Annotated in this window: 14 protein-coding genes; all 14 read left to right on the forward strand. The window is 37.6% G+C overall.

Translation table 11 applies throughout. The annotated features are described in order from the left end of the window. Nucleotides 1-96: 96 nt before the first annotated feature. The 14 genes from IAE20_RS01345 (at nucleotide 97) to IAE20_RS01410 (ending at nucleotide 14,621) form a co-directional block, all read left to right on the forward strand. Complete coding sequence (locus IAE20_RS01345) at nucleotides 97-1,431, forward strand: MFS transporter (protein WP_200459140.1); 1,335 nt, start codon at nucleotides 97-99, stop codon at nucleotides 1,429-1,431. 2 nt (nucleotides 1,432-1,433) lie between these two features. Further along, nucleotides 1,434-2,138, forward strand: coding sequence for an SDR family oxidoreductase (locus IAE20_RS01350; RefSeq protein ID WP_200481639.1), 705 nt, complete (start codon nucleotides 1,434-1,436; stop codon nucleotides 2,136-2,138). Between the two features lie 171 nt (nucleotides 2,139-2,309). Continuing rightward, nucleotides 2,310-3,200 (forward strand): metal-dependent hydrolase, encoded by an 891-nt coding sequence (locus IAE20_RS01355; RefSeq protein WP_200481638.1) that lies wholly within the window; start codon nucleotides 2,310-2,312, stop codon nucleotides 3,198-3,200. A 147-nt stretch (nucleotides 3,201-3,347) separates the two neighbouring features. Next, the gene (locus tag IAE20_RS01360) at nucleotides 3,348-3,938 is read left to right on the forward strand and encodes a LemA family protein (RefSeq protein WP_200481637.1); all 591 of its coding nucleotides are present in this window, start codon (nucleotides 3,348-3,350) and stop codon (nucleotides 3,936-3,938) included. Between the two features lie 24 nt (nucleotides 3,939-3,962). Continuing rightward, on the forward strand, nucleotides 3,963-5,051 hold the full coding sequence (locus tag IAE20_RS01365; RefSeq protein WP_200481636.1) for a TPM domain-containing protein: 1,089 nt from the start codon (nucleotides 3,963-3,965) through the stop codon (nucleotides 5,049-5,051). After that, complete coding sequence (locus tag IAE20_RS01370) at nucleotides 5,045-5,605, forward strand: TPM domain-containing protein (RefSeq protein ID WP_200481635.1); 561 nt, start codon at nucleotides 5,045-5,047, stop codon at nucleotides 5,603-5,605. Before IAE20_RS01365 ends, IAE20_RS01370 begins: the two co-directional genes overlap by 7 nt. Before the next feature lie 204 nt (nucleotides 5,606-5,809). After that, a complete protein-coding gene (locus IAE20_RS01375; RefSeq protein WP_200481634.1) occupies nucleotides 5,810-6,238 on the forward strand; it encodes a pilin in 429 nt (142 codons plus the stop codon). Next, on the forward strand, nucleotides 6,186-8,264 hold the full coding sequence (locus IAE20_RS01380) for a hypothetical protein (protein ID WP_200481633.1): 2,079 nt from the start codon (nucleotides 6,186-6,188) through the stop codon (nucleotides 8,262-8,264). Before IAE20_RS01375 ends, IAE20_RS01380 begins: the two co-directional genes overlap by 53 nt. Next, nucleotides 8,254-9,105 (forward strand): glycosyltransferase family 2 protein, encoded by an 852-nt coding sequence (locus IAE20_RS01385; protein ID WP_200481632.1) that lies wholly within the window; start codon nucleotides 8,254-8,256, stop codon nucleotides 9,103-9,105. Before IAE20_RS01380 ends, IAE20_RS01385 begins: the two co-directional genes overlap by 11 nt. Nucleotides 9,106-9,197: 92 nt before the next feature. Beyond that, nucleotides 9,198-10,814 carry an ABC transporter ATP-binding protein gene (locus tag IAE20_RS01390; protein ID WP_265092576.1) on the forward strand — a complete coding sequence of 539 codons (1,617 nt, stop codon included), beginning with the start codon at nucleotides 9,198-9,200 and terminating at the stop codon, nucleotides 10,812-10,814. Nucleotides 10,815-10,829: 15 nt separating this feature from the next. Next, nucleotides 10,830-12,122, forward strand: coding sequence for a CDP-glycerol glycerophosphotransferase family protein (locus IAE20_RS01395; protein WP_200481630.1), 1,293 nt, complete (start codon nucleotides 10,830-10,832; stop codon nucleotides 12,120-12,122). Between the two features lie 2 nt (nucleotides 12,123-12,124). Beyond that, on the forward strand, nucleotides 12,125-13,135 hold the full coding sequence (locus tag IAE20_RS01400; protein WP_200481629.1) for an adenylyltransferase/cytidyltransferase family protein: 1,011 nt from the start codon (nucleotides 12,125-12,127) through the stop codon (nucleotides 13,133-13,135). Then, entirely contained in the window at nucleotides 13,135-13,866 is a 732-nt protein-coding gene (locus tag IAE20_RS01405) for an aspartate/glutamate racemase family protein (RefSeq protein ID WP_200481628.1), read from the forward strand. The genes IAE20_RS01400 and IAE20_RS01405 overlap by 1 nt, the downstream gene beginning before the upstream one ends. A gap of 2 nt (nucleotides 13,867-13,868) precedes the next feature. Continuing rightward, on the forward strand, nucleotides 13,869-14,621 hold the full coding sequence (locus IAE20_RS01410; RefSeq protein ID WP_200481627.1) for a class I SAM-dependent methyltransferase: 753 nt from the start codon (nucleotides 13,869-13,871) through the stop codon (nucleotides 14,619-14,621).

Consider the following 14,621-nt stretch of genomic DNA (forward strand, 5'->3'; position numbering starts at 1 on the left):
TATATGTAGGCAGTAAGGACAACTGTAACAACGATTCAAATGAAAAATGATTTTAGATCGTTGGGGTAAATACTTGCTGTCGGGAGACAGAAAAAGATGATGGAACATGTCAGCGAATTAGAAAAAACTCGGGCGGCAAAGAAAGCAGGAATGGCTTCTTTTGTTGGGACTACTATTGAATGGTATGACTTTTACGCTTATAGCACTGCTGCGGCGTTGGTTTTTGGGAAAATCTTTTTTCCTTCAACCAGCACTGCAACAGGAACTTTGGCAGCATTTGCAACCTTTTGGATTGGTTTTTTAGCACGCCCCTTAGGCGGGATGATCTTTGGACATTTGGGTGATCGGATTGGACGTAAGAAAACTCTGATCACCACATTGATGTTGATGGGTGTTTGTACCACTGCGATTGGTTTGTTGCCTACCTATAACAGCATTGGAATTGCTGCGCCCATTTTATTGATCTTGTTACGCTTAATTCAGGGTGTTGCCATGGGCGGAGAATGGGGTGGTGCTGTGGTGCTGTCTGCGGAACATGCACCCAAAGGTAAGGAATTGCTATATTCAGCTTTTGCACAGCAAGGCTCACCGGTTGGAAATTTACTCGCCACGTTTGTCTTTTTTATGTTTTCATTTTTACCAGATGAACAGTTTTTAAGTTGGGGCTGGCGTGTTCCATTTTTATTTTCTGCTTTATTGGTCGTAACAGGTTTATGGATCCGTTTGGGGGTAGAAGAATCTCCAATTATGAAACAATTGCAAAGCAGTAAAACTTTGGTCAAAGTGCCACTCAAAGAGGTTTTTGCCAAATATAAAGTTATGGTCGCGCTGGGTATGGGGGCATGTATCATTGGCTTATCGGCGACCTATTTTAAAACAACTTTTGCTTTATCGTGGGCCGTAAATGAAATCGGTTTTACCCGTTCGGATTTTCTCGGCATTATTACCATTGCTCTCATTACACAAGTGATTTTTCAGCCTTTTGGAGCCATTATTGCTTCCAAAATTAATCTAAAGAAAGCCATTATTTTTATTTTATTGCCTGAAGTGATTTTATTACCTCTGGCTTTTCTATTAATTGCGACTAAATCCTATGCATGGGCCGCTTTTGGTATGGCCATTGCGACGATTCCACATTCCATGTATTACTCGTTTTTGGGTGGTATTTTAGTAAAAGCCTTTCCAGCCAATGTGCGTTATACAGGTATTTCCATGAGTTATCAGTTGTGTGGAATGATCTTTGCGGGTTCAACACCGATTGTGGCTCAGTTCTTGTTAAACCAAACAGGTTCTATTATTGCAGTGATTGTATTGGCATTGGTTCATGTCGTGGTCAGCATGGTATGTGCGGTTTATCTGATTTCACGCTATGAAGCAGTGCAACGCACTTTTGCGCTTGAGACAAACTCATTGGCACACGATAAGGGATAAGCATGGATAATAAACAACGTATTCTAATTACAGGCGGTGGCTCTGGTATTGGAGCCGCCATTGCTGCTCAATGCCGTGCCAATGGTCATCAAGTTATTGTACTGGATCAGAAAAATGCCGATTATGAAGTAGATTTGTCCAATGTAGAACAAACCCAAAAGGCATTGGCTAATATTTTAGCCGAAGGTGGGATTACAGGCTTGGTCAATAATGTGGGGATGGTTAAACCTGCAAGTATTGAACAACAAACTCTGGATGAGTTTGATCAAGTTCTGGCTTTAAATACTCGCTGTGCTTTGCAATGCATGCAAGCCGTTATTCCACAGATGAAACAGCAGCAGTTTGGACGTATTGTGAATATCTCATCACGGGCAGCGTTAGGTAAAACTTTCCGTACAGCCTACGCTTCTAGTAAAGCAGCCTTGATTGGACTTACTAGAGTGGCAGCTCTAGAGTTAGGCGTTTATGGCATTACTGTGAATGCGATTGGTCCGGGTCCAATCGAAACAGAACTTTTTAAACAAGCAAACCCAAAACATGCACCGCAAACTCAACAAATTTTAAATAGTGTACCCGTTAAGCGGTTTGGTCAGCCTGAAGATATTGCTTATGCCTGTGATTTTTTTCTCAATGAAAAGTCAGGATTTATTACGGGGCAAATTTTATACGTCTGTGGGGGGATGACGGTGGGAGTTAATGCCATTTAATTCAGTCAAATTCTGAAAGCTTTAGGATGAAAATGATTAATGTTGAAGTGCTTTGACAATGGACAATTTGCTAAAATGAGCATTTTGGCAAATTGCTGAGTTTTTATGCAATATACAAATGTATAGAAATCTCTAATACTGATTTTTTAGTTGTATTCTTGAGGAATCCCCATGAGCTTATCTCAAGTGACGAAAGAAAAATCATATTTAAATCGTCCTAAAGCGCTTGGTATCACGGTACGTCGATTGCAATTTCACCCTGAAAAAATTAAACGGCATTATTTTGCTAACTCACCTGTAATGTCTCATTTACTAACCGCTTTGTCTTCGACTTTTCCTGTCGGTGAGCAATTCTTTGTAAACAGTGTGCGTAACGTTCGGGATAAAGTTACAGATCCGCAGTTACAAGCCCAAATTGCTGCATTTATTGGGCAGGAAGCCATGCATTCCAAAGCACATAGTGAGTTTAATGATGCATGGCGACGTGACGACTATAATCTGGATCGTTTTCAGGCATGGTTGAAAAAGCGTGATGACCTCCTACGAGGAATTCATCCTAAACTACAACTGGCTTTAACCTGTGCCTTTGAACACTTTACTGCACTATTAGGTGGTTATATTTTGCGTCATCCTGAAGTATTGAGCACGCTGGATGAAGATGCGATGAAACTTTGGGTCTGGCATGCAATTGAAGAAATTGAGCATCGTTCTGTAGCTTTTGACGTTTATCAGGCCGTGTATGGTGATGATCGTATTCGCCGGTTGCTGATGCGCAGTGTCACCACGGGTTTTGCTAGTTTAACGCTTTATTCAACGACACGTTTATTCTGGCAGGACAAACGGAGTAGCTTGCCTAAAATTGGCGGCAATTTATTTGGATTTTATTTGTTAGGGAAAATGTTTATTCAATTAGTGCCTGAATATTTATCCTATTACAAATCTGACTTCCATCCAGCAGAACATGACTACAGCAAGATTGTGCAATACTGGAAAGAGAAGATGGCAGATGAATATCAAATGGAAAGCTTTCAGGAAGAACTTGTACCGAGACTATATAGTTAAGCTGATTAACTACGGATTCATGATTCATTTAAACGGACTTAATGTCCGTTTTTTTATGGTGTAAAGAAAAGAAACAAACACTGCTTTCATTCCTCGCTAAAATGCAATCATGTAAAAAATTCCAAGAAATACTAAGAGGATATCATCATGAATCTTTTAAAAAAAACCGCAGTTGCCATCTTGCTCGCCAGTACTTTAGTATTTTCTGGCTGTGGTTATAACACTTTGCAGGCCAAAGATGAGGCGGTGACTGCATCATGGTCAGAAGTGCAAAACCAATACCAACGCCGTGCTGATTTAGTGCCTAACCTAGTGAATGTGGTTAAAGGCTATGCTAAACATGAAGAACAAGTATTAACCGAAGTTACTCAGGCACGTTCCAATGTCGCGGGTCTTAAGGTGGATCAAAGCGTATTAGAAAATCCTGAATTATTTAAAAAATATCAGGAAGCACAAAGTCAGTTAACGGGTTCATTGTCACGTTTAATCGCTGTATCTGAAAATTATCCTGACCTGAAAGCTAATGAACAATTCCGTGATCTGCAAGCTCAGCTTGAAGGCACAGAAAACCGTATTGCGGTGGCACGTAACCGTTATATCACTACCGTTCAGGACTACAATACCTATGTGCGTCAGTTCCCACAAGTGATGACAGCAAAAGTGATTGGTATGCATGAAAAACCAAACTTTAGTGCCGATGCGGGCGCAGAAAAAGCACCGACGGTTTCGTTTAACTAAACCCTCTAAAAAATAGGTGCTGTGATGATCAAAACTGTCATGCTGGAAATGCAGAGTAGCTGGAAAAAAGCGATTCTCATGATGCTATGTTGTTGCAGTTTACTGCTCTCGACCACGGTCTGGAGCGAAGTTGCTACTGCGCAGGATTCGGATGACGGTGACACCATCATCGCAGGCAAGATCATTCAAAAGCAACAGCAGGAACAAAAGTCTCCTGCATCTGCCTCGCAAAGCTCGACCACGGTTCAACAGCCCGAAATTGCCAATGATATGGCTGAAGGCGAATCGATTCGAGGGCTGCCAAGTATGAATGAGCCAGTGATTGATCAGGCGAATCTACTCACAGCAGAACAGAAACAGACCATTTCACAGCAAATTCTGAAGCTTTATCAGCAGGACAAGGCACAAATTGGTATTGTTATTGTTCCAACCACAGGACAGGAAGATATCTTTGACTATGCCATGCGCGTCGGAGAAAAATGGCAATTAGGGTCAGCCAAACGTGATAATGGCTTATTGATGACGATTGCAGTTAATGATCGGCGCATTCAAATTTTGACAGGTTATGGTCTAGAAGGTGTAATCCCTGATATTGTGGCCAGCCGAATTATTCGAAATCAAATCACACCCTATTTTAAACAAGGACAATACGCACAAGGCATACAATCGGGTTTAAATGAAATTGAACGTGTCCTTAACCTTGATCCTGAAATTGCTCAACAAGCTGCAGATGACTTAAAAGAACGTCAGGCGCAAGCCTTGCATGAGCAGCAGGCACGATCACAAATGCTAGTCTATTCACTGATTATCATTGTGGTTGGTGTATTTGCTTCGTTTATTGTGGGAAATCGTGTCAGTGCGGCAACGGCTGGCGTGGCAGGAATAGCAGCAGGACTGGTCAGTGGCGTGGGGTTGATCACAAGCATTTTAGCAGGCGTGGGGATTTTCTTCTTATTGATTACTTCACTGGCACAACTGATCTTGCAAATCTTTGCTTCTGGCGGCGGTGGACGTGGTGGTGGAGGTTTCAGCGGTGGTGGCTTTGGAGGCGGTGGCGGCTATAGTGGCGGCGGTGGTAGCTTTGGTGGTGGGGGAGCATCAGGATCATGGTAACGAAAACAGATACGACACAAATTATTACCCAGCCAAAACTGGATGAAAACGCACAGCCAAGTTTTAAACGATGGATGAAACATGCTTTTTATTTTTCAGCCAGTCAACGCTTATTTTCAAAACAGGATCAACTGGCAATTACAAATGCAGTCAAACAGGCAGAACATGGTCATGTTGGCGAAATACAGGTAGTGATCGAAGGGCATATTCCGTGTTCGCAGGCTTATTATCAAAATACCCGTCGCCGTGCAGAACAGCTTTTTGGCGAGCTAGGCGTATGGGATACTGAATATAATAGTGGGATATTGTTGTACCTAAACTTGTGCGAACGTCAGGTCGAAATTGTGATTGATCGGGGTATTTGTGCATTGACCCATGAAACTGAGTGGCAGGCGATTTGTCTGCATATCGTGGCTGAACTTAAAGCAAAAAATTACCGACAAGCGGTTATCAATGGCGTATTGGAAATTGGGGGAATTTTAGATCGATTTTATGATAAACAGATCACGGATAGTGCTGATGAGCTGGATAATTCGCCAATTATTTTAAATTAACGAGAAATATCTGAAATGCTTTAAAGTGACACTATTTGTCACTTTTTTCTTATTTGGATACCTAAAAAAACAGAAGTAAAAAAAACTTTTTATAAACTACTGTTTTTTCTTTTGAAATGATTATAATCAGAGTTGGCATATTTTATGCTCATATAAATTAGCTTACAAAGCTTTATAAAAAATACACAATTCGTGGAGAATGTTATGAACGCACAAAAAGGTTTTACCTTAATTGAATTGATGATCGTTGTTGCGATCATTGGTATCTTGGCAGCAATTGCGATTCCTGCTTATCAGAACTATACGAAACGTTCACATGTTTCTGAAGGCTTGAGCCTTGCTGCTGGAGCAAAAGCTGCAGTAACAGAGTTCTATTCTTCTAATGGTCACTGGCCTACAAATAATGCATCTGCTGGTTTAGCAACAGCTGCAAGTATTACTGGTAATGCTGTTCAATCTGTTACAGTTGATGCAAGCAAAATTACCGTACTATATAATGACAAAGTTACAAACAATGCTGAAATCGCTCTACAAGGTACAAATACTCCTGGTGGTGTAACTTGGAAGTGTACAACTACAGGTGTTACTACTGCTGTTGATCCTAAATATTTACCATCTAACTGCCGTAACTGATTTTAGTATATGGATAAAGGAAGCATCTTTACGATGCTTCCTTTTTTATTCAAAAAGAAAATTTATGCTCAACATTCTAAAGAAATATAATTTATATATTTTTCTTATCCTGATTTTAGGGGTAACCTGTTTCATTTATTCTCCTGGATTATTAGGTAACTACGTTTTTGATGATGCTGGGAATATTCTAGAAAATAAAAAGTTAGCAATCACTTCATTAAACTGGAATAGTTTAAGTGCTGCATTTTGGTCAGGAGGCGCAGGGCCTTTAGGTCGACCAATCAGCATGCTTTCTTTTGCACTTAATTATTATTTTACTGGTTTTGACCCTTACTATTTTAAATTAACAAATTTGATTGTTCATCTGATTAATGGAATTTTAATCTATTTTTTAAGTTTATTAATTTTTAAAAGACTGAATATTGAAAATAAGCTAAAGATGGGTCTTATTCCTTATCTTGCTCTTATAGTGAGTGCCATATGGTTAATTCATCCATTAAATCTAACCAGTGTATTATATATTGTTCAAAGAATGACTGGTTTGTCTGCACTATTTGGTTTCTTAATGTTAGTTCTTTATTGTTATTGGCGCAGCCATGAAAAAAATATTTTAAATACAATATTGACCTTTTTAGTCATGTTAGCTTGTTTCTTGGCATCCATTTTTAGTAAGGAATCTGGTTTATTATTTTTAGGTTTACTTTATTGGATTGAATTGTTTATTTTTCAAGCCAAAGATCTACAACAAAATGATATTACAATTGGAAAATCTAAGTTAGTTACTTGGCTTTGGTATGTGGTTGTTATTGCCTTATTGGGTATCGTTTATATAGCATTCCCTTATCTTTCCAGTCCTATAGCAGGCAATCGTGATTTTAATACAATCGAGCGATTACTCACAGAGTCGAGAGTTATATTTTACTATTTAAAGATGATATTTTTCCCTTTATTATCTGATTTAAGTTTATATCACGATGATTTTACTATTTCAAAATCACTGTTCCAACCCATAACGACAATATATTCAATAGGTGGCTTATTGGTGATTTCAATCATAAGCTTGATCTATGTTAAAAAATATCCTCTTCTACTTTTTGCATGGGGATGGTATTTAATTAGCCAATTAATTGAATCGACATTTATCAGTCTTGAACTTGTTCATGAACATCGAAATTATTTTGGTATATTCGGTTTTATTATTTTAATCGTATATTGTATTACACAAATCAAAAATAATAAAATCAGATCTATTCTTATTTTGGCTGGAAGTGTTTATATTGCAAATTTTGCATTCACAACATGGCAGCGTTCCGAAATTTGGTCAAATCTGGTTGATCAGGCGGCTTATGAAGCTACGATGCATCCACAGTCAGATCGTGCAAACTATCAAATGGCACGTATTTATATGAAACTAATGGTTGAGAACCCTGCCAAACGTGAGGAATATGCTCAACAGGCTTACTATTATTTACAACAATCTAAAAAAAGCTATTTACCCTCCAATGGTGCATGGTTTGGTGAGCTGCACCTTGCTTCAGAAATGAAGTGGACTATTTCAGAGCAAACCATTCAGGAACTACAACAGCGTTTAGCATTTCGTTCTTTTCTCAATAATAATATTGGGTTCTTAAGTGCATTTTCTGATTGTCAGATTAAAGGGTTTTGTCATGTGCCTCATGATCAGGCGATATTGATTATTGCTGCTGGTATTGATAATCCTCATGTGAATGATGATGTGCGTGCAGAACTTTATAAACTTCTCGCAAATTATTTTGTTTCAGTCATCTCTGATTATAAAAAAGGAGAGGAATTTATGCAGGATGCTTTGCGTTTAAAAAATGATGTGAATGGACATCTTTTATTTTCACAGATTTATCGCTTGCAAAACAAGCTCATTTTAGCTCAACAACAGGTGAATCTAGCGAAGCAGTTGGATAGTAAGCAAGTGTGGTTTAAAGAAATTGCTGTAGAGCATGGAAATATTGAACAGGCTAGAGAAAATATAGGAAAAAAAATTGAAGATTAGTATAGTTCTTCCTGCCAAAAATGAATCAGGGGCAATTGGACAAACCATTGAGCACATTCAGCAATTGCAGCTAGCACATGAGATCATCGTGGTGAATGATGGCTCAACTGATCATACTCAAGATGTAGCAGAACAGGCAGGTGCCAAAGTGGTTTCGCATCCTTATTCTAAAGGTAATGGTGCGGCTATTAAAACAGGTGCACGAACTGCAACAGGTGATGTGATTGTCTTTATGGATGCTGATGGACAGCACGACCCACAGGATATTCCCCGACTCCTAGAACAAATAGAACAAGGTTATGATTTGGTGGTCGGCGCACGGCAGAAAGGCTCACAAGCCAGCGTAGGTCGTGGTGTTGCAAATGCACTCTATAACAACTTGGCAACCTATATGACTGAGCAAAAAGTGGAAGACCTCACCTCTGGTTTTCGGGCTGTGCGAGCGGATAAATTTAGAGAATTTTTATATTTATTACCGAATGGTTTCTCATATCCAACTACTAGCACGATGGCATTTTTCCGTGCAGGTTATTCGGTCACGTATGTACCGATACATGCCGCTAAACGTATTGGAAAAAGTCATATCAATCCTATAAAAGATGGAATCCGTTTTTTTCTAATCATTTTTAAAATCGCTACACTTTTTTCACCATTAAAAATGTTCTTACCAATTGCCGTATTATTGTTTTTGATGGCAACAAGTTGGTATGTTTATACACTTTATGAGTATCATCGTTTTACCAATATGAGTGCACTATTTTATACAGGCAGCATTATGATTTTTTTGATGGGCTTAATTTCAGAGCAAGTTACAGCATTGATGTATAAGGATAGTGATTAAAATAAATGCTAATAGACCTAAAAAAGCTTTGGGGAATTCTTACTTCGCTAGAACAACGTAAAGCCATAATAATGCTGGTCTTGATCACATTAATGGCAATGGCGGAAACAGGCGGTGTTATTTCTATCATGCCTTTTCTAGCTGTGTTGGCGCGTACAGACGTTATCTTTGAAAACTCATGGCTAAATTGGGCTTACACCACATTTAATTTCACCAGCAGTAAAGATTTCATGCAAGCATTAGGCGTGATTTCTATTGCTATGGTTGTTGGTTCTTCACTGTTTAAAACAGTAACATTGCATATTGTAAACAGATTTGTATTTTTTCTGCGCCACCGTTTGAGCGTGCGGCTTTTAGAGCGGTATTTACAACAACCTTATGAATTTTTCTTAATGCATAATTCATCGTTGCTTAGCCGCAATGTGCTGTCTGAAATTGATGAGTTATTAAATGGTTTAATAAAGCCTATTTCCCAGCTTATTGCTCAAGGTGCTGTAGTTGTCGCAATACTGGTGCTTTTATTCGTTTATAACCCTGTTACTGCAGTCTTTATTGTTCTTTCAGTAAGTACCTTATATGGTGCAATTTATCTGTTAGTGCGAAAACGATTAAACCGTATAGGGCACGAGCGCCAGCTTAGCAACGGGAAACGGTTTCAGGCTTGTAATGAGGTGCTCGGTGGTATTAAGGATGTAAAAATCACTCAAACGGGTGGTATGTATTTAGAGCAATTTTCATTTTCTTCTCGAAATTTTGCTCGCCATCAAGCTACCGCCGAAACTTTGTCCCAGTCACCACTATATATTGTTGAAGCTGTAGGCTATACAGGGTTAATCATTCTTGCCTTAATTTTAATGGCTACCAGTAATGATATTGCTCATGTTTTACCAGCCTTAGGTTTATATGGGTTTGCGGCATTTAGACTCTTACCCTCTGCTCAAATTATGTATCGTGGCTTGGCTCAACTAAAATTTTCCTCTGCTAGTTTAGATGTTCTTTACCAAGGGTTATCTCTACTTAGTCAAACTCCAAAAGAGGAGATAAAACAGCTATTGCTAAAACATGAAATCCGTTTAGAGAATATTCATTATGCTTATCCAAGTACGCCCGATAAAAAAGTGTTCAACGGTCTGAATTTAACGATTAAGGTAAATACCAGCCTTGGCATTAAAGGTACCAGCGGTACGGGAAAAAGCACCCTAATGGATATTTTGCTTGGGCTGCTTCAAGGCCAACAAGGAAAACTCTATATAGATGATGTTGAAATAAATCAAAACAATGTACAAGCATGGCAAAAATCTGTTGGTTATGTTACTCAGCACATATTTTTAGCAGATGCTACTGTAGCCGAAAATATTGCCTTGGGTATTCCTAAAGAACATATCAACCAAGTCGCCCTAGAAAAAGCTGCCAAAGCTGCACAAATTCATCATTTTGTGAAAAATAACTTGGAGCAAGGCTATCAAACCATGCTTGGTGAACGAGGCATTCGTCTATCTGGTGGTCAGAGACAACGTATTGGCATTGCTCGCGCACTTTATCATGACCCCAGCGTATTATTTATGGATGAAGCGACTAGTGCACTTGATACCGAAACTGAAGCTGCATTCAATGAAGCTGTGCAACAATTATCAGGACAGAAAACTATTATCGTGATTGCACACAGAGAAACTTCACTAAACATGTGTGATTCAATTTTGGAATTGTGATAAGGGTTTTTTAGCATGCAGAACGTTCAACGTAAATTTATAAAGTTTTTATTTTGGATTAAAACAATTTTGATTAATCCTTTCAAAATATTTTTTGCTAAAATTATGTATGAAAAAAATAAAAATCGAATCTTCAAATTAAAAAATAAAGAATGTATTCGAGTTGTTTTTCTAGTTGCCAATAAGAGTATATGGAAAGCGGATCACATATTTAACGACATGTTAAAAGATAATTTTTTTGACCCTTTGGTGTTAGTTATACCCACCACTGGTATAAAAAAAGAGTTACAAAGTGAGCTGCTTAGCAACACTTACCAGTACTTTTTAGAAAAAATGTATCCAACAATTAGTTCATTTGATGAAAAGAATAACTGTTGGATAAGGTTAGAAAATCTAGTTCCCGACATTTTATTTTTTTCGAGTCCACACAAACAAACCGTAAAAGAATATTATGAGACTGCTTATAAAAAATATCCTTCTTGTTATGCTGGCTATGGTATGCACACTGCAAGATATGGCTTAAACCAAGGGCAATATAATAAATGGTTTCATAATTCATTATGGAAAGTATTTGTACAAAATCAAAACATGGTGGAAGATTACCAGCGTTACTCCAATATAAAAAAAGACCATATACATTTAGTCTTAGATAACATTGTTGAAGATCTTACGAATCCTGAAAGAAAAGAAATGGCTGCATGGGAAAATAGCGATACAAAAAAAAGAATTATTTGGGCACCGCATCATACAATAAACAAAAACGATCCTTTACAGCTTGCCACATTCTTACAATATGCTGACTTCTTTCAGCAGTTGGCGGAGCGAACAAAAGAGCATGTTATCTGGTGCTTTAAGCCTCATCCTGTTTTAAAAAATAAACTGTATTGTCATCCTAGCTGGGGAAAAGAAAGAACAGATGAATACTATACGTACTGGGAAAACTCAGACCATAGCCAAATTAATGAGGGAGAGTATATTGATCTTTTTCGACAATCAGATGCTTTAGTTCATGATTCAGCCTCATTTATTGCAGAATACCACTTCACTCAGAAGCCAATGCTGTATTTAATGACAGACCATACAAAAGCTCACTTAAACGAATTTGGATCTATGTGTTTAGAGGCTGCAAATGAAGCTTGGAATATAAATGACATTGAAAATTTTGTATACAATGTTATTGATGAAACTATTTCTGTAAAACACCAACAGAAAGCGCTTATAGATAAATATTTTCAGGATTTAAACAATGGGAATGGTTTTTTGAGTGTCATTAGTATAATTAAAAATGGGATTAAACAGGTTCACTAATTATGAAAGCTATATTTCTAGGTAAGTTTCAGCCTCCCCATTTAGGACATATAAGAACAATTATTCGATTATCTGCACAATACAACAGTGTTATCGTAGGTATTACACAAAGCGAACCTTCGATGATGCCATTTGAAGAAGTGAAGACAACTATCCAAGAGGTTATAAGTGCTTATAAAAATATCGAAGTGGTTTTAATTGCTGGAAGTATTGAAGGTGGCACGGCAGCTATTGACACCCTTTCATTCGATGTGGTTGTCAGTGGCAATCACAAGGTATTAAATATCTTAAAAAAACAGGGTTTTCAAACAGAGTTTTGTGAAAGAACGGAAGGCATAGGTTATAGCGGCAGCGAAATCCGTTCGTTATCGCATGTGGTTACTAGCGATGCTCTTTCTAAAGAAAAGGCTCTCAAAGGCACTGTTCAACTCATCTCAGTGGCAGATTTAAAACCTCTTGAAAAAGTATTACCTGTCCATTTTAAAAACATAGAAAAAATGATTTTTGATGATGGATTTATTAAAAAACCTCTCATTGTTGATCAAAAATTTAAAGTCATACTTGATGGGTCACATCGCTATGCATTTTTGTTAAAGTATGGCTTTAAATTTGCACCTGTTATCTTTATCGACTATAGCGACGAGTCGATCTTTGTAGGAAATCATCTAAAGCATCGTTATTTAAGAGATAGTTCTTTCACTATTAACAAAAACGTAGTAATTGAAAAAGCCCTGCACGAGCAACTTCTTGACGCAAGAACCACAAGGCATTTCTTTCCATTCAGAAAAGAAGATTTTATTGTGTCATTGGGACGTTTAGAGCAAGGCAAAGAAAGGAATATTGATTTTCTTATTCAAGATATTTCGATTGAAAAAGAAATTGCTATTGATAAAGCATATATAAAAGAATTAGATGAAGAGGTTGAAATTCTCCAAGCTTATGAAGATGAACAGCGTGGTGTTAAGAAATATCTCACCAAGCAATTAAAAATGATGCAAGAGAGAAATAATTAATGCCACACATAGAACCAAAAAATATTCCACAAGTGTGGCCAAAGAACGAAAAAACACTTGGTGTAATCGGAATGTCGCCATTCGCAACACTCAATTTTTTGAATGTTTTTTATAGTTTGATTCATGCAGAGAAAGAGTGGCAATACCCGCGTATTCTACTTGATATGAACACAAAAATACCAAGTAGAGGGCGCTTCTTTGAGCTGGGAGAAGAAGATCCAAGCCCATATATTGCACAAACTATCGCAGAACTTTACCAACAAGGTGCGGATTACGTTTTAATTCCATGCAATACAGTTCATATACTCCAAAAAGATTGGGGATGCGATAGCCCTATTCCGATTATCAGTATTATTGATGCAGTTAAAGAAGAGGCGTTAAAACACATTAATGCAATTACTCCCTTAGGTACAAAAACAACAACGAGTAAACGGGTTTACTCTATACCTTTAGAAAAGGCTGGGTTAAAAGTAAGGGATATTAATCAACAAGAGCAAAGTATTATTAGTGCTGTTATAGAGGAAGTTAAACAAGAAGGTCAATTGGTTCATAATCGAGACGAGTTGAGCAGCCTGTTGGTTACATTGAAAAGGGATGGAGTTGGCACGATTATTCTAGGCTGTACAGAGTTGTCATGTATAACAGAATTTATTAAACAACATGGAATTCATTTTATTGATTCAAATTCTGTGTTAGCTCAAAAAGCTGTTGATTTGATTATGGAGGGGTGAAAATGGCACGAATTTATTCTAATAAGGGTGAAAAACCCACTATTGATCAATTAGAAGTTCTTGGTTTTTTTGAAGCAAGAGCTGAAAAAGTGAGAATGCACGATGTGAATTACAAGCAGGCAGTTATCTATCAAGATAAAAAACCCGATTTAGCTGAAGCACGTGATCAAGCAGAAAAATTACTATTACTGCCTAAATTTGCTTTAACTAGTAAAGAGCGCTTTTTAGATGTTGGTTGTGGAACTGGACGCTGGCTTCACGAGCTATACCAACAGGTAGCCTATTACCACGGTATAGATGCTTCAAATGGTTTGATTGAAATTGCAAAACAACAATTTAACCAACCACATATTCGTTTAACTTGTTTAAATGCTGAAAACATAAGCCTAAATACCTTATCTGAAACTCAGCCCTTTGATCGAATTTTAAATGTTGGTGTGATGATGTATTTGAATGAACCTGAACTTCAAAAATACCTATCTGCTATTCCATCTTTATTGGCAGAAAATGGTTTCCTTATTGTAAGAGAACCAATTGCTTTAGAAAAAAGGCTAACCTTAGATTTACATTACTCTGAAGATATGGAGCAAAGTTATAGTGCTATTTACCGTACTGAAAATGAATTGCTTGAACTAATGAGTGAAGCATTTAATAATAAGTTGCAGTTAATAGAAAGTGACTTTGTCTTCAAAGAAGCAGAACTCAATCATCGTTCAGAAACCAAAATGAAATATTTTGTGTTTAAAGCCCATTAG

The organism is Acinetobacter sp. S54 (genome assembly GCF_016624945.1).
Taxonomy (GTDB): Bacteria; Pseudomonadota; Gammaproteobacteria; order Pseudomonadales; family Moraxellaceae; genus Acinetobacter.